Here is a 19,063-nt window from a genome sequence, read left to right as displayed (position 1 = left end):
CCAAGGCATTACGAGAGCATATACCTTTAACAGAAGATATAGAGTAATTATTAAGGCTTAAAAGGGTGGAGAACAATTGTTCCCTGCCCTTTTCGAGTTCATTTCCGCGAAGTTATATGGGGTAAAAGGAATATTATAATTTTTGAAGTAATTTCATATCCTGACTCGTTTTATTATTTGGATGGTTATATAATAACTTTAGTATAACAGGCAGCAGGAAAAAGGAGGTGGAAAAAATCAATTGCGATAATTATTTGGAACATTTAATTGAAACATACGGAAATCTGGTTTTTTCCATATGCTATAAACTGGTGCAAAGTTATTTTGATGCAGAAGATTTGGCTCAGGATACTTTTTTGTCAGCTTATAAAAATCTGACCAATTTCGACGGAAAAAATGAAAAAGCCTGGGTTTGCAAAATTGCAACGAATAAATGCCTGGATTATCTAAAGCGGGCAGGCAGAAATGTAATACCTACGGAAGATACATATTTTAATGAATTACATTGTAATAAGCCATCACCAGAAGAATATGTATTAGAAACTGATATTAAACAAAAGCTGTATGAATTGTGCAGCCAGTTAAAATCACCTTATCAGGAAGTCGCCCTGGATTATTTTTATTACGAAAAGGAAATATCGGAAATTGTTAAACTGAGTGGTAAAAACATAAAAACTATTCAAACGCAAGTATATCGTGCGAAAATAATGTTAAGAAAATTATGGAGAAAGGAGTAATGTTATGAAAACAGAAGAGAAGCAAATAAACTGTGCAGTATCTAATCATATAGATCCGATTCATAAAAATATTACTATGGAAGAATTGGAACATATTGCTGCCTGTGATTTCTGTGCTAAAGAGTATGCTAAATTAATAGAAGAGCAGGCAATGATAAAAGCACCTCATTATTTGAAAGATAACATTTTAGAGAAGACCAGGGCTTTATCAAAAGTACAGCAAAAAAATAAGCAAATCTTATATAAACGTCCCTGGAAAAAACTTCAGCTGAAAAAATTTCAGCTGCTTACGTTTAGTATGAAGATTGGATTGGCAATGTGCGGTGCTTTAGTATTATTATTTTTTACTCCAGGGGAAAATGTCTCACGAGGAGAACCACAGCGTATGGAGAGCCTTATGATTAAGATAAATCATGAATTAAATGAATTTTCAAACAATATAACAGATTATACGGACGAATTGGCTTTAGCTAATAAAATAATTAACAGGGAGGAATTTAGATATGACAAGAAAGAAAAATAAATTTTTTACATTTGTATTTTCAACCATGTTTGGAGCAGGGCAGATGTATATGGGGTTTATGAAACAGGGAGTTTCCATAATGGCATTAACAGCGATCCTTATTGCGTTAGGAAGCTGGACCGGAATAGGGACAATATTTTTAACTCTTCCTGTCTTATGGTTTTATAGTTTTTTTGATTCTATTAACAAGATGACATTGCCGGACAGAATATTTGAGACTCTGGAAGACAATTATATTTTCTTACCAAAACAGGAAGGAATTCAGTTAAAATCCTTAATAGTAAAATATGAAAAAGCGATTGCAATTACCCTTATCCTTTTGGGTGGTATTGTTTTATGTGAAAATATATTGGATTTTATTGCTGAACAGGCATCCAGATTGAACTATGAGGGGTTGGCAGATTTTATATACTCTTTACGTTGGAACGGATCCAAAGTATTATTTTCGATTATAATCATTCTTATTGGTTTTAAAATGATTATCGGGAAAAAGAAAGAATTAGACAGGGAAGAACCGGAGCTGGTTTCTGATATAGTACCTATTGATACAGCTGCTGACGAAAGACAGGATAATGACAATCTTTAAAACAGGAGGAATCCAATGAGAATGCATAGAGTGGGTACATTTACCCTTGGGTCTGGTTTAATACTTTTTGGTGTATTATTTATCATCCGGGTATTTACCAGCATAATTACTTATCAGATGGTATTTAACCTATGGCCGCTTTTATTTATTATTTTAGGGTGTGAAATACTAGTTGGACATTACAAAGAAAAGGAAAGCAGTATAATTTATGACCGGGCTGCTATATTTTTAATTATGGTATTGACCTTTTTCGCCATGGGTATGGCATGTATGCAGTATATTTTTGAAAATGGAAGATATATTTATTAATTTGACAGGCCGGCATATTCGGGTAATAACAATATAAAATATTATTTTTTTCAATAATTTAGACATTTTATATAAATAATTTATGGGTATCAAAGTTTTTTGATTATGTCTTTTAATATAGCAGACATAAGAATAAAATTTTTGATACCCTTACCATATTTTTAAAAATTAGGATACTAGAGGGAGAACATCTGTGATATAATAAAGTAGCGGTCCCCAAACCGCACAATAAGCTTTAGGAAGGTAAGGTAGGAATTAATGAATTTTTTAGAGATTTTAAAAGTAATATTCTTAGGAATTGTTGAGGGTATTACAGAATGGCTGCCAATCAGCAGCACCGGTCATATGATATTGGTTGATGAGTTTATCAAGTTAAATGTAAACGAAGATTTTAAAGAAATGTTTTTAATCGTAATACAGCTTGGGGCTATATTAGCAGTTATATTTTTATTTTGGAATAAAATATTTCCTTTTAATTTTAAAAAAGGCTCTTTTATTAAAATGGATATTATGACCTTATGGTTTAAGATTATAGTTGCATGTTTACCTGCAACAGTTGCAGTTTTATTGTTCGACGATTTTATTGACGCACATTTTTATAATTATATTACAGTTGCTATTACTCTGGTTTTATACGGTGTTTTCTTTATAGTCATTGAGAACAGAAATAAACATAGAAGTCCCCAGATTAGGACATTATCGGACATTACTTATCAAACAGCTTTTATAATCGGATTGTTCCAGCTCTTATCCATGATTCCGGGAACTTCCAGATCCGGTTCAACCATATTAGGTGCAATTATAATCGGAACGTCCAGATATGTAGCCGCTGAATTTTCATTTTATCTGGCTATCCCTGCTATGTTTGGTTACAGTTTATTAAAGATGGTCAAATTCGGATTTGATTATACCCCTAACGAGGTACTGGTATTAATTTTAGGAATGTTAACAGCTTTTGTAGTTTCCATATTTGCAATCAAGTTCTTAATCGGATATGTTAAGAAAAATGATTTTAAAGTATTTGGATATTATAGAATCATATTGGGTATTCTTGTAGTCGTATATTTCCTGGTTAGCGGAGCCGGAGCTTAATAGGGAGTAAACGTGTAAATTAAAATTTACTTGACAAATTTAAAGATTAAGCTTATTGTTATTTATACATATACCCCACGGGGGTATAGTAAGACAAAATTTTGATGTATAAGGAGATAGATGAATCATGAAAAAAATAATAAAAATTGAAGGTATGACATGCAGCCATTGCCAGGCCAGAGTTGAAAAAGCATTAAATTCAATTACAGGAGTGGATGCCAAGGTAGATCTTAAGAAAAAAGCAGCTGTTGTTAGTTTAGATTCCGATATAAGTGATTCTGTATTTAAAGATGCTGTTAGCGAAGCAGGTTATGAAGTAGTATCCATCGAAGAGAAAAAAGGTCTTTTCGGCAGATAGACAGGAGCCTGGTATGAAAGCTGATAAGACTAAAGTTACACGTCTGTTAAAAACTGCGAGAGGTCAGATTGACGGTTTATTAAAAATGGTGGAAGAAGACCGTTATTGTATTGATATCTCCAATCAATTGATGGCAACTCAGGCAATTTTAAGGAAAGTAAATAATGAAATCATTCATGCCCACTTAGGAGCATGTGTAAAAGAAGGATTTAAACAAGGTAATGAAGATGAAAAAATTGAAGAGATAATAAAACTTTTGGATAAGCTCTCGAAATGAGGGCTTTTCTTTTTATTTTGAAATGTTGTTAATCATCCCTGAAGCATGCATTAATAATGTATTTTAAGAATTATTTATGGAGTTAGAATAACTTACCCCGATTGAAAGAATACTCAAATTAAGAACTAATATAGGAACATAAATCATGTTCATAATATAAAGATATTCTTATGATATTTTAATTTTTCTTAATTTTATAAAAAATTATTTTATTTTTAACTTGACATGTGATATAATTGTTCGGGATTTAACTTATTTCCAAATATAAGATAATTCGACACATAACTGAAATTTTATACTAGTAACTGTAGGAGAGAATGGGATGGATAAAGATAATTATCGCAATGCAAATGAGAAGAATGATAGTTCATCAAGTAATTCAAATAAAGGGAATGGCCTGGATCAATATTCAAAAAATATTAATAATGTTGCAGGTTACGAGGATGAAGATGCATTTTTGGATGAAGTCAATTCCTCTTTAGCAAAGCAAATCAGTATGGAATTGGAGGATAAAGATACGAGTACAAAGGACAATGGACCAAAGAAAAAGGGGAAAATACCGAAAGGTGTGAAAATTTTTGCTATCGTTTTTTCAGTTATTATGCTATTAGGCTGTTTATTAGTGTTTACTCCCGGCGGGAGAAAGATAATCATTAATTTAGCGGGTAATTATATCTATGGAAAATTGAATTATGAAGATTCCAATACCCAGGAAACAACGGATACTATTGAAAATACAACGGAACAAACCAATAAACCTGAGAAACCTGTTGACGACGTAGTAAATATTCTTTTACTCGGAGTTGAGGAAATCGGGGGTGCTTCCAATACTGACACCATGATCGTTGCTACGATGAATACAAAGAACCATACGATGAAGCTCACTTCCTTAATGCGAGATATATATGTTGAAATTCCAGGTCATGACAATAATAAATTGAACTCTGCTTTTGCAAGAGGCGGAGTCGATTTATTATATCAAACCATTCAAAATAATTTCGGGGTACAGTTGGATGGATATGTATTAGTTAATTTTAATGCTTTTGAGAAAATTGTAGATCTTCTGGACGGTGTGGAAGTTACATTAACCAGTACGGAAGCAAATTACCTGAACAGAACGAATTACATCTCAGATCCGGCCAACCGGACCGTAAAAGAGGGAACACAGATGATGAACGGTAATCAGGCATTAGGCTATTGCAGGGTACGTAAAGTTCCTACGGAAACGGAGCATGATGATTTTGGCAGAACTCAAAGGCAGAGAGCAGTATTAAATTCTATTTTCGAAAAATTAAAGAAGAAAAACATAGTTCAGTTAGGACTGTTTATGAATGATGTTCTAAATGATGTGGATATTCATACTGACATTACCCAATCGGAATTCAATCGATATCTGGAAGAAGCAGCAAGCTTAAATGTTGGTAAATTGGAACAGCTTAGAATACCTACGGACGGTAATTTCGGTTTTGACAATGTGCAGATTGGTAAATACAATCAATCCGTAGTGGTTCCTACAGATTGGGATGCTATGCGTCAGGAAATCCATCAGTTTATTTACGGAACGGGTACTGACGATGAAAATAGTTCCGATGAAACCACGGATACGGAAGAATAATAGGAAAAGGGCTGTTATTTAAACTAACAGTCCTTTTTTTGTAATGCACTTGTTTTACAAGAACGTAAGCCGATGATTCTTCATTATAGTTCTTTTTAAAATTATGATTGACTTTTAATTAAATTAGGTATATATATATTGTTGTGAGATATTTAGACAATTAACTAAATATCTATATAAATTAATTTACCTGGGAGGTTAATTATATGCTTAGTATAAAAAATTTCAGTAAAAGTTATAAAGGTGGCAAAAGAGCCGTAAATAATATATCCATAGAAGTAAAAGCAGGTGATATTTATGGTTTTATCGGACATAATGGAGCAGGTAAAACAACGACACTGAAAGCTGCCTCAGGTGTGTTGGATTTTGATGAGGGGATATTTTTATAAATGGTATATCCATTAAAAAAGATCCTGTAACCTGCAAAAAAGTGACGGCCTATATACCGGATAATCCGGATTTATATGAACACTTAACGGGAATTCAGTATTTGAATTTTATCAGTGATATCTATTCTGTTACCAGAGCCGACAGGGAGGTACGAATGAAAAAATACGCGGATTTATTTGAATTAACACCTAACCTGGGTGACTTAATATCATCCTATTCCCACGGAATGAAACAGAAACTGGCAATTATAGCAGCTTTTATTCATAATCCCAAATTACTCATATTGGATGAACCTTTTGTGGGTCTTGATCCCAAAGCTTCCCATACATTAAAAACGATAATGGCTGAATCCTGCGCAGAGGGAAACGCAATATTTTTTTCCACTCATGTCCTTGAGGTTGCGGAAAAACTCTGTAATAAAATTGCAATAATCAAGGGTGGAAATTTAATAGCCAGCGGCACTACAGAATCGGTTAAGGGAAATCAAAGCTTAGAGGATGTTTTCATGGAACTGATTGAAGAATAGGGGCAGGGTATGAAACAAATATGGTTATTGACAAAAATTCAATTAAGAACCGCTTTTGATTTTGTTATGATAACAAGTAAAAAGAACCGGGAGCGAAAGAGTAAAGGTTATACTTTTTTAGTATCATTTTTATTAATAATCTGTATCATTACCGCTGCCTCATTTTCTTATAGTTATGCCATTGGTATGACACTTAAAGCCATTGGTATGATAAAATTATTACCGGAAATGATGATGGCTGTTACTTGCGTAATTACAATTATTACTACAATTAATAAAGTAAAAGGAACTTTATTTGGGTTTAAAGATTATGATCTGATTATGTCACTGCCCGTGAGAACCAGTAAGGTAGTAACAAGCCGCTTACTATTACTGTATATCATCAATATTACCTTTACTTTGATTATTATGATTCCGGCGGCTATAGCCTATGGAATGTTAGCAGAAGCATCCTTGTATTTTTATGTTACCAGTCTTGTCATGGTTATTTTCATCCCGGTTATCCCAATGATAACAGCATCTTTTCTGGGTACTGTTATTACGGTTATTGCTTCAAAATTTCGCCATTCTAACTTGATTAACTTAATTTTTACCTTTGCTTTATTAACCGGAATTATGGGGGTTTCTTTATTTACAGGGGATTCTGAAGAAAAATTAGGTCAGATGAGTGCCGTATTAATAAAACAGGTGGATGGTATCTATCCATTAGCCGGAATGTACAGGAAGGCAGTATGTGAGCTTGATGTCATCTCTCTTATGATATTTTTATTCGTTTCTATACTGTTCTTTATTTTATTTGCAACTATTGTTGGTTATAAATTTAAAGCTATAAATACCAGTCTGATTGCTACGAAAACAAGTGCAGATTATAAGATTGGAAGATTAGAACAGTCTAGTCCTTTTAAGGCATTATACCGTAAAGAATTGAGAAGGTATTTTTCTTCCAGTTTATATATTATGAATACTGCTTTTGGTGTTGTAATGATGACGATTGGAGCTGTAGCAACAATATTTTTGAGTCCGGAAACCTTGGCGAATATCATGGAGGTACCCGAGGCGGCAGGTTTTATAGGGACATTGGCTCCTGTACTGGTATCCGTGTGTATTGCTATGACTTTTATCACAGCCTGTTCCATTTCCCTGGAAGGGAAAAATCTATGGATTTTAAAAATATCGCCTGTATTAGCAAAGACCATATTCCAAAGTAAGATTGCCGTGAGTTTAACCATAACCTTACCTGCCATAATCCTTGATGGTATTTTACTTACTGTCGGACTTAAATTATCCTTTGCAGAATCCGTATTATTGATTGTTATGCCGGCTGCATATGCTTTTTTTACTGCCATATCCGGGTTAATTATAAACCTTTCCCTGCCTAATTTAAACTGGACTACGGAAGTTTCTGTTATTAAACAAAGTGCAGCCTCTATGGTAGCAACCTTTGGGGGAATGTTTGCCGCCGCCTTTCCGGCACTTTTATTATATGTCTTTAGAGAATTCTCATCCGTTTATGTTAATGCGTTTTCCACTTTGGTTATTGTTATTGTAACAATTATCCTTTACCATTATCTCAATACGAAAGGTGAAAAGAAGTTTCTTGACCTGTAAAATAGCGAAAGAAAATGTAGATAGGCAATTGCGAAACACCATTATTGCATCTATATCCCATGCAATTAATACAATTTCAGAGCCAAATCTGTCCCATAGGGCAACTGAAGCTCTGAAATTCGTATTAATTGTATAGGATATTCGGAAAACTATATAGTTTCGCAATTACCTAAAGAGAATGTAGACGAGGAAAGGAGGAGTACTTTTGAATGATGCATTTAAAGCATTGGCGGATCCTACAAGACGGAAGATACTGGAACTCTTATCGGAAAATGATAAAAATGCAGGAGAGATAGCAGACTATTTTAACATAAGTAAACCCTCTATCAGCCATCATTTAAATATTTTGAAAAATGCTGATTTAATAAGTGATGAAAGACAGGGGCAGAATATAGTGTACTCCTTAAATATAACAGTATTTGAAAATATGGTGAAATGGTTCTTTGATTTTACCAAAAAGAATGACGGCGGAGGTGAATCCGATGAATAAAATCAGAAAAGATATTATATGGATATTATCCATTCTATCCTATATTGGATGTATAATCATTTATCCCAGTTTGCCGAAAGAAATACCTATACATTGGAATGTGGCATGGGAAATCGATAACTGGGCTGATAAAAAATATATATTTTTAATTGGTTTATTCCCTTTTATCATACTGTTAATCTTCGACGATTATATTAGATTCAAGCACAATATCGGTAATAATAAAAAACAGATTAAGGTAAAAAACATTTTAAAATCCATAACAGCATTATTAATGATTCTATTAAACTGGATTACGGTCGCAGCAGCTTTTGAGTTGGATGTCAATATAAAATTACTTATACCTTTTGTAATTGGCAGTATCTTTATATTCATTGGCAATTATATGCCGGCATTAAAAAGCAATTATTTTATGGGGATTCGAAACCCGTGGACCCTATCTAACGATATGGTATGGCGTAAAACTCATAAAGCGGGCGGTTATATGTTTATTGTAATCGGTTTTCTAATGGTATTAATGGGTTTTTTACAAAGGAATATGATAAATATAGCCGTATTTGCAGTGTTAATGATTAGTATCATAGGTATTAATCTATATTCTTATTTAATTTACAGAAAAACCAAATAACGGTTTCGATAAAAAGCAGGGACTGATGCAAAATAATTTTACTGAACCAGGAATAGTCAGCCAGATTTCTCTATTTTGCAATAGCCCCCTGTTTGTTTATCTTAAGAGCCAGATATAAAATTATTTTGAACAAATTTAAAGGTGCTTTAAATATTCTTCATTTATAGAAATTACTTTTTCCATAGCCATTTTGCCGGGAGCACCTATCGTATTACGCTTATCAACGCAGGTTTCAAGGCTTATGGCATCATAAATATCCTTTTCAAATATCGGACTGATCGCTTTCAATTCCTTCAATGTCATATCTTCCAAAGCAATGTCTTTACTTATACAGTATAATACCAGCTGCCCGATGATTCCGTGAGCGTCCCGGAAAGGAACACCATGATTGACCAGATAATCCGCAGCATCTGTTGCATTGGTAAATCCTTTTTTGGCACTGGCGGTCATGGCAGCTTTATTAAATTTCATCGTAGATAACATTCCTGTAAAAAGCCCTAAGCATCCTTTCACAGTATCCATAGCATCGAAAGTTAGTTCTTTATCCTCCTGCATATCTTTATTATAAGCAAGGGGAAGACCTTTCATGGTTGTAAGCAGGGAAACCAGGGAACCATAAACCCGTCCGGTTTTTCCTCTTATCAATTCAGCTATATCAGGATTTTTTTTCTGCGGCATGATACTGCTTCCGGTTGAATATGCGTCATCGATCTCAACGAACTGATATTCATTTGTATTCCATATAATAATTTCTTCACAAAAACGGCTTAAATGCATCATTATTATGGATAAAGCACTTAAAAATTCAATCAGATAATCCCGGTCAGCTACGGAATCCATACTGTTTAAGGTAGGTCCGTCAAAACCTAATAGTTCTGCGGTATATTCTCTGTCAAGAGGGTAGGTAGTACCGGCAAGGGCACCTGAACCTATGGGAGAATAATTCATACGTTTATAGATATCAGTCAGTCTTTCGGAATCCCGTCTGAACATTTCAAAATATGCTCCCATGTGATGGGCTAAAGTAATTGGCTGCGCTTTCTGCAAATGGGTAAAACCTGGCATATAGGTGTCAAGATTTTCTTTCATAATCGTTTGCAGTACGGATAGTAACTCTTTAAGCAAATCCTTGATTTGAAGCAGTTCATCCTTTGTGTATAACTTCATATCCAAAGCAACCTGATCATTCCGGCTTCTGCCGGTATGAAGTTTTTTACCTGCTTCCCCAATACGTTCTATCAAAATGGTTTCGACAAAACTATGAATGTCTTCTTGTTTCGGGTCAATGGGCAGAAGACCATTTATTATATCTTCTTTTATTCCGTTTAAGCCCGAGATGATTTCTTCTTTTTCTTTATCACTTAAAATACCCTGTTTTGCCAGCATTTTGACATGGGCTATACTTCCTTCTATATCCTGTTTAAAGAATTTCTGATCAAAGGAAATGGAAGCATTAAAGTTAAAAACTAACTGATTGGTTTCTTTTGTAAATCGTCCGCCCCATAATTTCATATAGGATACCTCTTTTCTTATTATGTTTAAATATACGTAATTTAGATTAATTATACAATATGACAAGGGAAATATCAATATGGGACTGGTAAAATATTTATAACTATTCACAAATCGTGAAAAATCCCCTGTAGTTCGAATAAAGCAGTGAAAAAATATGCATCTTAAAAAATATTGATTTATAAGATGCATATTTTTTGTGTGTGTAAAAAGTGAAGCTTTGATCGTATGAACCGCAAGGGACTGAATCGCTGTAAATATTTATATTAATTCAATTCATATAATTTGTTATATTTTTCAGTCAGATATTTAACATAATAATCCGCGTTTAATTCCTCATCCATCATATCCTTTAAAAGCTCATTGGTATTCTTTGTTTTACCGAATCTATGAATATGATTGTTTAAATATTCACGGATTGGAGTGAGATTACCATTTGCTAAATATTCCTCAATAGGCATTATGGATTGCATGTGATAATAAATCTGTGCAGAAATAGCGCTGCCGATAGCGTAGGACGGGAAGTATCCAAAACTTCCGCCTGCCCAGTGAATATCCTGAAGAACTCCCTCACCATCGTCCTTTGGTTCCAAGCCTAAATATTCTTTATATTTTTCATTCCATACTTTTGGTAAATCCTCTACTTTAATTTCGTCGGCAAAGATCATTTTCTCGATTTCATAACGGATGATAATATGGAGAGAGTAGGATAATTCATCCGCTTCGGTACGGATTAATCCGGGAGCTGCTTTATTAATACCTTTAATGAATTGATCCAGGGATACCTCTTTTAGCTGTTCGGGAAATGTCTCTTTTAATTTGGAAAATAGCGGTTTCCAGAACGCTTCGCTTCTTCCGATTACATTTTCAAAAAATCGGGACTGGGATTCATGCATACCCATGGAAGTTCCGGTTCCAACCGGTGTCTGGGTGATGGCATCGTCAATATGCATTTCATAGATCCCATGTCCGCTTTCGTGGATTATGGAGAAAATAGCACTTTCCAGATTATCTTCATGAAAATGGTTGGTGATACGTACATCATGATTGTGCAGATTCGTGGTAAAGGGTGGGCACTTTCTGAAATTACTCCGCGGTTAAAGTCAAAACCTACATATCCGCTGATAAATTTACAGAATTCTTTCTGTTTTGCGATATCAAAGTGCTGATGATTATAAGATTTATCAATCATATCGTTTTTCTTTGAAACTTCTTTTAACAAAGGAATCAAAGATTCTTTTATTGTTTTGAAGAATTCATCCAGTTTTTCCATATTAAAGCCTTCTTCAAAGTCATTTAACAAAATATCGTATGGTTTTTCGCCTTTTTTGGCACGGTAACCTGCGAATTTTTTCTGATAGTTTACTATTTCATTTAATGTAGGTGAGAAATCTGCAAAATTTTTCTTCTGCTTTGCTTTTGACCAGATACCGGATGCTTTTGCCGTTAATTCACTGTATGCCTGATATTCTTCCGGTGGGATATGTTCCAGTTGCTCGATAGACTTTTTCACTTCATTAACAATTGCTTTCTGGTTAAAGTCCAGGTCTTCCTGTTCTTTTTCATCACTGAGCTTATGGATCAATTTTTTAACATCATCATTAATTAAGTTTGTAAAATATTCATTCGATAAAATTCCGATCGTTGTGGAAGTATACTCCATAGATTCTTCGGGCGCCTGAGTTTCCGCGTCCCATTCAAATAAAGTAAGTGCTGCTTGAAAAGCCATTGTTTTTTCTATACGTTTCATTAGTTCATCAAAATATTTATTCATAATTAATAATTCCTTTCGATGTATTTGCCATATAGTATATCATACTATTTCTTAAATTATCAATAAAAGTACTGGGTTAATGATAAAAAATTACCATTAAATTGAAAAAAATATGGTAAAATATGTACATAAAATTATAGAATTTGTGTTATAATAGGGTTAGAAGAGGTACAACTTCTTCTGAATAAGAAAAAGCACATGTACAAAACTGCAAGTGAAAGTATGAATAACTTGTAACATGAATACATTTAATATGATTGTTTATACTATTAATTGATATTCTGGGCGGTACAACATATTATTTCAAAAAGAACTATGTACTGATAGCAGGAACTTTATAGTATCGGATAAGTAAATAATGGAAAGAAGGAGAAAACTATGAGAATGAATTTAGCGATTGAAAAAGTTGTTGGAAGAGAAATATTGGATTCCAGAGGTAATCCTACAGTGGAAGTTGAAGTTGTTCTTTTTGATGGTAGTATTGGCAGAGCAGCTGTTCCGTCAGGTGCTTCGACAGGAGCTTTTGAAGCAGTGGAACTCAGGGATAATGATAAAAAAAGATATTTGGGAAACGGTGTTTTAAATGCTGTTAATAATGTAAATACGGAAATTGCCAATGCCATAACCGGAATGAATGCACTCAACCAGGTTGAAATTGATAAAAAGATGATTGCATTAGATGGAACGGATAACAAAGGAAGATTAGGTGCCAATGCAATCTTAGGCGTTTCATTGGCAGTTGCCAAAGCGGCGGCGGAATCTCTTAATTTACCTCTTTATCAGTACATCGGTGGTGTAAATGCCAAAGTATTGCCGGTTCCGATGATGAATATAATCAATGGCGGTAAACATGCGGATTCCAGTTTAAATATACAGGAATTTATGATTATGCCGGCGGGGGCTGCTACATTTTCAGAAGGTCTTGAGTGGAGTACTACTGTTTTCCATACCCTGAAGAAACTGCTTAAAGCAGATGGTTATGTTACTGCTGTTGGCGATGAAGGCGGATTTGCACCTAAGTTTAAAAGCGATGACGAAGCACTGGACTATATTGTAAAAGCTATTAAAGAAGCAGGATATGAACCGGGCAAAGATTTCTATATTGCAATGGATGTGGCATCTACAGAAATGTATGACGAAGCGAAAAAAGCGGGAAGAGAAGGAGAGTATCTGTTCTGGAAAGCAGGAGAATATAAAACAGTTGATACTATGATTGATTATCTGGAAGACTTATGCAACCGTTATCCCATTATCTCCATTGAAGACGGATTAGCAGAAGAGGACTTTGCCGGATGGAAGAAACTTACCGAACGTCTGGGCAACAGAATTCAGTTAGTGGGAGACGACTTATTTGTTACAAATACAAAACGGATTAAAGAGGGTATGGAACAGGGAATATCAAATTCTGTTCTTATTAAATTTAATCAGATTGGTACTCTGACTGAGACTTTAGAAGCGATTGAGATGGCTAAGAATAATGGATGGACAGCTATCGTTTCACATAGATCAGGAGAAACAGAAGATGTAACCTTAGCAGATATTGCCGTTGCAACTAATGCGGGACAGATTAAAACCGGTGCTCCAAGCAGAAGTGACCGTGTAGCTAAATACAACCGTCTTCTTCGTATCGAACATCAATTAGGGGAAGTAGCCGAATATCCCGGAAAGAACGCATTTAAAATTACCAGAGATTAATTATATAATTAATTAAACTATAATGTTATAATAAACAGGAACTACCGTATAAATAAAAATTTTTCGGGTAGTTCCTGTTTTTAGTATATTATATTTTCTCCTGAGTTTTCGGCATAATATGATATGCTTCAACAACTTTATACCTGTAGTATTTGACGATATTGCCGCTGATAAGTACGAGTGTTTCGGGTCCGCATATTGTTATATCACGTTTATATGGCATTTTATCATACATAGTAATACTGCTATCCAAAATATTCTCATAAGGGCCTTTATCTTTCATTTTTCTGAGTTCTTCGCTGGTCATATGTTATCCCCCTATTTGTCATTGATAGTTAGGTAATTGCAAAACTCCAACATTGTATCTATATACCATGCAATTAATACAATTTCAAAGCTGAAGCTTACCTAATCACTGATATTAATTAAATAATTCCTAATAATACTATAGCTCGTTTTCAAAAGATAATCAATCTGTATATTTAAACTTTTATTTGCATTTTTGTAAATTTTTGTGTATATAATTGTATTTTAATGTATTTTTATTTACTTTAAAACACTGGATTTACAGTATCAATATTATAGCATACAAAAATACATTGCCGAATATCATTAATGTAAAAGTATTCATTTCCTTTATTTTAACACCAAAAGTACGTGTATACAATTTAATAAAGTTATCAAATTCACTTGACATTTCATGATTTTTTGAGTATTATTTTAACTTGTAAAGATGATATGTATTCCTAATACTTAATATGTAATCGCTTATATATATCCGTATATAGGACTGAAATTGCACAAAGATGTGTGTGTTCTAACATGTTGGGTGTGCATTTTTTATTTTATTGGAAAAAATTAACTCCTGAGTGTTTTAATCTTTTCAATTATAATACAGTATATCATCAAGTCAAATTAAAGATAAAAGGTAGGTTATAGTATGGGTAAATACATTCTTAAAAGAGTGAGTGCGGCTATCGTGACAATATTTATAGTTGCAACTATTACTTTTTTCCTGATGAACATGGTGCCGGGTGGTCCATTCGTTGCGGAAAAATCCATCAGCATACAGGCACAAAAAGCGCTTGCGGAGAAATTCGGTTTAGATAAGCCTCTGATTGTGCAATATAAAAATTACATGCTTAGTGCCTTACACGGCGACTTTGGCCTAAGTCTGAAACAGCGCGGCCGCGAGGTGACCGGTATCATCTCCAGTAAATTTCCTGTTTCTGCAAGACTGGGCGGTATTTCGATACTGGTGGCTCTTCTTATTGGAATTCCGCTGGGCAGTATAGCTGCTATTAATAGAGGCAAGTGGTTAGATAATTTTATCATTGTAATAGCAACCGGTGGTATCGCCGTACCAAGCTTTGTATTGTGTACAGTCGGTATGTATATATTCGGTGTTAATTTAGGTTTACTGCCAACCTTTGGTTTAACCTCACCGCTTCACTATATTTTACCTGTTTTTGCACTTTCTTTTTATCCGACAGCATATATAACACGACTGATGCGTTCCTCCATGCTGGACGTAATCGGACAGGACTACATACGTACAGCCAAAGCCAAGGGTGTATCACAGTTTTTCTCCCTATTTAAACATGCTCTGCGTAATGCAATCCTGCCGGTAGTTACTTATGTAGGTCCTTTGCTGGCATACACCCTTACAGGAAGCTTTATCGTGGAAAAGATTTTCGTAATTCCCGGACTTGGCGGACAGTTTGTAAGCTCCATCATGACCCGTGACTATACCGTTATTATGGGAACCACGATCTTTCTTGCTACACTTGTTATCGTGATGAATACTATCGTGGATATTGTATATAAGCTTATTGATCCACGCATTCAGCTGAATTAGGAGGAGGAAATAATGAAACAGAAAACATTCAGTTTTCAGTTGAAGGTGGACGATTTTCTGCCTGCTACTGATGATGAAAAGCTAAGCCTGGTACAGATGCGCCCAAGCGTCAGTTTTTGGAAAGATGCGCTGAACCGGTTAAAGAAAAATAATGTAGCAATGGTTTGCCTTGCTATTATATTAGTTATCATGGTTCTCGCATTTATTGTACCAAGTTTTTATCCATATAAATATGATCAGCAGATTCAAGGTTCCGAGTATCTTAAACCTTTGACTTATTCTGCTCAGGAACAAGCACAGATCGATGCGGGGGAGAAAGTTTTTCCTCACATTTTGGGAACAGATAATCTTGGACGTGATTATGCCGTACGATTAATGGTCGGCAGCCGCATTTCCCTGCTTGTAGGATTAATTGCCTCCGCCCTTATTTTAATTATTGGTTCAACTTTTGGTGCCGTATCCGGTTTCTTTGGCGGATGGACGGATCTTATTATGATGCGTATTGCAGATATTGTTTATACGGTACCGGATATTTTATTGATTGTTTTGATATCCTTTGCTATAAAGGATCCAATGGAAACCCTGGCTAATAAACCCGGTTTTCATTGGATTCAGATTATCGGTGTCAATCTCATCAGTATCTTTTTAGTATTTGCCTTACTTTATTGGGTAGGTATGGCTCGTATTGTAAGAAGCCAGGTGCTTACATTAAAGCAGAGTGAATATGTAACGGCAGCAAAAGCATTAGGTGCCTCCAGCGGCAGAATCATCCGTAAACACCTTTTGACTAACTGTATTGGTACTTTGATTGTTACCACTACTTTACAGATTCCATCATCCATTTTTACGGAAAGCTTTTTAAGTTTCCTTGGATTGGGTGTTGCCATTCCGTTGCCTTCTCTGGGGTCATTAGCCAGTGATGCTGTTAACGGACTAAATACTTATCCATATTTGCTTTTAGCACCAGCCATCATGATCAGCCTTATTATCCTCAGCTTTAACTTATTCGGTGACGGACTGAGGGATGCGTTTGATCCTAAAATGAAGAGCTAAGAAATGGAGAGGAGTAAATTATATGAGTGAATATTTAGTAGATATACAAAATGAGCGCCTCTCTTTCTTCACCCCGGCTGGAGAAGTTAAGTCGCTCAATGATGTTTCGCTGACTGTCCGGGAAGGCGAAGTGCTGGGTATTGTAGGAGAGAGTGGTTCCGGTAAATCCGTTACCGCTTACAGTCTTATGGGTTTAACCGCACATCCGGGCCGTCTGATCGGCGGAGATTTATATTTTAACGGTCATCATATTAATGTGATGACTGAGCGTGAAATGCGTAAAATGAGGGGTAATGAGGTTTCGATTATTTTTCAGGATCCAATGACAAGTCTCAACCCTGTTTATACAGTTGGAAATCAAATTATGGAGGCTATTCTCCTTCATACAGATAAAAATAAAAAACAAGCTCATGAACGTGCGAAAGAGCTTCTGCAGCTGGTTGGTATTAATGAGCCTGAAAAACGTCTTAAGCAGTATCCTCATGAATTATCAGGCGGTATGAGACAACGTGTTATGATAGCTATCGCATTGGCATGTGAACCGAAGCTGCTTATTGCCGACGAACCAACGACTGCGCTGGATGTTACCATACAGGCACAGATTCTGGAATTGATGACAGAGCTTAAAAAGAAACTTGGTATGGCTATTATTCTTATTACACATGACCTGGGTGTTGTAGCCGGTATGTGTGACCGTATTGCAGTTATGTATGCAGGTAAAGTAGTAGAGACAGGAACTACGGATGATATATTCTATCACCCGTCCCATGAATATACTAAAGGGTTGCTTCAAAGTGTTCCCAACCTTAACGATCAGGAACACAAGAAACTGGTTCCCATTGAAGGTCAGCCCGTGGATATGCTTAATCCGCCGGCAGGTTGTCCTTTCGCTCCACGCTGTCATTCCTGTATGAAAATATGTCTGAAAGCTATGCCGGAGTACACGGATTTGGGTAATGACCATCATAGTGCATGCTGGCTGTTAGATAAAGCTAAGTTTGAAAAGGAGGTGCAGGCCTGATGGAAAATAAAAAATTACTTGAGGTAGAGCACCTTAAACAATACTTCCCTGTACAAGGGGGAGGATATTTAAATAAAAAATTTGTTAAAGCTGTAGATGATGTTTCATTCTATGTTAATAAAGGAGAGACACTTGGCCTTGTAGGAGAGTCAGGATGTGGCAAGACTACCACAGGACGTACACTGCTTCGTCTTCACGAACCAACAGGCGGTAAAATTATCTACGACGGAACCGATATCACCCATGTTAATATGCTGCCATACCGAAGAAAGATGCAAATAGTTTTTCAGGATCCTTATGCAAGTCTGGATCCCGTATGACGGTAGGTGACATTGTAGGTGAGGCGATTGATATACACAAGCTGGCAGCAAATCAGAAAGAGCGCCGTGATCGTATTGTTGAACTGTTAAGTCTGGTTGGACTTAATACGGAGCATGCTAACCGTTATCCTCATGAATTTTCCGGCGGTCAAAGACAGCGTGTAGGTATTGCCCGTGCATTAGCTGTAAATCCGGAATTCATTGTATGTGACGAACCTATTTCCGCTTTGGATGTATCCATTCAGGCTCAGGTAGTTAATATGTTTGAAGAACTTCAGGAAAAAATGGGACTTACCTATCTGTTTATCTCCCATAACTTAAGTGTTGTAAAGCATATTTCCAATCGCATCGGTGTAATGTATCTGGGTAAACTTGTGGAACTGGCTGACAGCCGTGAACTGACTTTCCACAGTGTTCATCCTTATACACGCAGCTTGATTTCAGCTATCCCCGTAGCTGATCCTGTGATTTCACGAGATTCCAAACGTATTGTACTAAAGGGTGATGTTCCAAGCCCGGTAAATCCACCATCCGGCTGCCGTTTCCGTACGCGCTGCCCTTATGCTGATGAACAATGCGCGGCAAAAGAACCGGAGTGGAGAGAAGTTTCACCTGGTCATTATGCAGCTTGTTTTCACCTTGACCGTGTTAAATAGTGTTGTTTAAAATCTGCCCAATTTCACCGTAAATA

17 protein-coding genes and 3 pseudogenes are annotated in these 19,063 nt (G+C 35.5%); 17 read left to right on the top strand and 3 right to left on the bottom strand.

Going from position 1 to position 19,063, the window contains the following annotated elements:
- The first annotated feature begins 227 nt into the window (after positions 1-227).
- The 12 genes and pseudogenes from Ana3638_RS19140 (at position 228) to Ana3638_RS19085 (ending at position 9,139) form a co-directional block, all read left to right on the top strand.
- Positions 228-737, top strand: a complete 510-nt coding sequence (locus Ana3638_RS19140; RefSeq protein ID WP_202621514.1) for an RNA polymerase sigma factor — start codon at positions 228-230, stop codon at positions 735-737.
- A gap of 4 nt (positions 738-741) precedes the next feature.
- Positions 742-1,260, top strand: a complete 519-nt coding sequence (locus tag Ana3638_RS19135; protein WP_161839458.1) for a hypothetical protein — start codon at positions 742-744, stop codon at positions 1,258-1,260.
- Entirely contained in the window at positions 1,241-1,846 is a 606-nt protein-coding gene (locus Ana3638_RS19130) for a hypothetical protein (RefSeq protein ID WP_161839457.1), read from the top strand. Before Ana3638_RS19135 ends, Ana3638_RS19130 begins: the two co-directional genes overlap by 20 nt.
- A gap of 15 nt (positions 1,847-1,861) precedes the next feature.
- Entirely contained in the window at positions 1,862-2,155 is a 294-nt protein-coding gene (locus Ana3638_RS19125; protein WP_161839456.1) for a LiaF transmembrane domain-containing protein, read from the top strand.
- Between the two features lie 258 nt (positions 2,156-2,413).
- Positions 2,414-3,247, top strand: a complete 834-nt coding sequence (locus Ana3638_RS19120) for an undecaprenyl-diphosphate phosphatase (protein ID WP_161839455.1) — start codon at positions 2,414-2,416, stop codon at positions 3,245-3,247.
- A 127-nt stretch (positions 3,248-3,374) separates the two neighbouring features.
- On the top strand, positions 3,375-3,605 hold the full coding sequence (locus Ana3638_RS19115) for a heavy-metal-associated domain-containing protein (protein WP_161839454.1): 231 nt from the start codon (positions 3,375-3,377) through the stop codon (positions 3,603-3,605).
- A 13-nt stretch (positions 3,606-3,618) separates the two neighbouring features.
- A complete protein-coding gene (locus Ana3638_RS19110; RefSeq protein WP_161839453.1) occupies positions 3,619-3,882 on the top strand; it encodes a metal-sensing transcriptional repressor in 264 nt (87 codons plus the stop codon).
- Positions 3,883-4,204: 322 nt separating this feature from the next.
- Positions 4,205-5,497, top strand: coding sequence for an LCP family protein (locus Ana3638_RS19105; RefSeq protein ID WP_161839452.1), 1,293 nt, complete (start codon positions 4,205-4,207; stop codon positions 5,495-5,497).
- A gap of 206 nt (positions 5,498-5,703) precedes the next feature.
- Positions 5,704-6,413 (top strand): annotated as a pseudogene (locus tag Ana3638_RS19100) (ABC transporter ATP-binding protein).
- 9 nt (positions 6,414-6,422) lie between these two features.
- Positions 6,423-8,021, top strand: a complete 1,599-nt coding sequence (locus Ana3638_RS19095; RefSeq protein ID WP_161839451.1) for a hypothetical protein — start codon at positions 6,423-6,425, stop codon at positions 8,019-8,021.
- Between the two features lie 205 nt (positions 8,022-8,226).
- Positions 8,227-8,511, top strand: a complete 285-nt coding sequence (locus tag Ana3638_RS19090) for an autorepressor SdpR family transcription factor (RefSeq protein WP_161839450.1) — start codon at positions 8,227-8,229, stop codon at positions 8,509-8,511.
- The gene (locus tag Ana3638_RS19085) at positions 8,504-9,139 is read left to right on the top strand and encodes an SdpI family protein (protein ID WP_161839449.1); all 636 of its coding nucleotides are present in this window, start codon (positions 8,504-8,506) and stop codon (positions 9,137-9,139) included. Before Ana3638_RS19090 ends, Ana3638_RS19085 begins: the two co-directional genes overlap by 8 nt.
- Positions 9,140-9,274: 135 nt before the next feature.
- On the opposite strand, the gene argH is transcribed toward Ana3638_RS19085, so the two are convergent.
- Both argH and Ana3638_RS19075 read right to left on the bottom strand, forming a co-directional pair.
- Positions 9,275-10,651: an argininosuccinate lyase gene (argH, locus tag Ana3638_RS19080; RefSeq protein ID WP_161839448.1), complete on the bottom strand. Its 1,377-nt coding sequence runs from the start codon at positions 10,649-10,651 to the stop codon at positions 9,275-9,277.
- A gap of 266 nt (positions 10,652-10,917) precedes the next feature.
- A pseudogene (locus tag Ana3638_RS19075) lies at positions 10,918-12,425 on the bottom strand (carboxypeptidase M32).
- A 378-nt stretch (positions 12,426-12,803) separates the two neighbouring features.
- Between Ana3638_RS19075 and eno the strand changes: the two are divergent.
- Positions 12,804-14,120, top strand: coding sequence for a phosphopyruvate hydratase (eno, locus tag Ana3638_RS19070; protein ID WP_161839447.1), 1,317 nt, complete (start codon positions 12,804-12,806; stop codon positions 14,118-14,120).
- 88 nt (positions 14,121-14,208) lie between these two features.
- Here the strand turns inward: eno and Ana3638_RS19065 are convergent, their stop codons facing one another.
- A complete protein-coding gene (locus Ana3638_RS19065) occupies positions 14,209-14,427 on the bottom strand; it encodes a hypothetical protein (protein ID WP_161839446.1) in 219 nt (72 codons plus the stop codon).
- Positions 14,428-15,060: 633 nt separating this feature from the next.
- Between Ana3638_RS19065 and Ana3638_RS19060 the strand changes: the two genes are divergently transcribed.
- The 4 genes and pseudogenes from Ana3638_RS19060 (at position 15,061) to Ana3638_RS19045 (ending at position 19,028) form a co-directional block, all read left to right on the top strand.
- Positions 15,061-15,978, top strand: a complete 918-nt coding sequence (locus tag Ana3638_RS19060; RefSeq protein WP_161839445.1) for an ABC transporter permease — start codon at positions 15,061-15,063, stop codon at positions 15,976-15,978.
- Positions 15,979-15,990: 12 nt separating this feature from the next.
- Entirely contained in the window at positions 15,991-17,031 is a 1,041-nt protein-coding gene (locus tag Ana3638_RS19055; RefSeq protein WP_161839444.1) for an ABC transporter permease, read from the top strand.
- A 22-nt stretch (positions 17,032-17,053) separates the two neighbouring features.
- A complete protein-coding gene (locus Ana3638_RS19050; RefSeq protein ID WP_161839443.1) occupies positions 17,054-18,052 on the top strand; it encodes an ABC transporter ATP-binding protein in 999 nt (332 codons plus the stop codon).
- A pseudogene (locus tag Ana3638_RS19045) lies at positions 18,052-19,028 on the top strand (ABC transporter ATP-binding protein). The gene Ana3638_RS19050 and the pseudogene Ana3638_RS19045 overlap by 1 nt, the downstream one beginning before the upstream one ends.
- Positions 19,029-19,063 lie beyond the last annotated feature (35 nt).

Source organism: Anaerocolumna sedimenticola, from assembly GCF_009931695.1.
Classification (GTDB): Bacteria; Bacillota; Clostridia; order Lachnospirales; family Lachnospiraceae; genus Anaerocolumna; species Anaerocolumna sedimenticola.
Note: the sequence above shows the minus strand (reverse complement) of the source record. Positions and strands in the feature narration are given on the sequence as shown.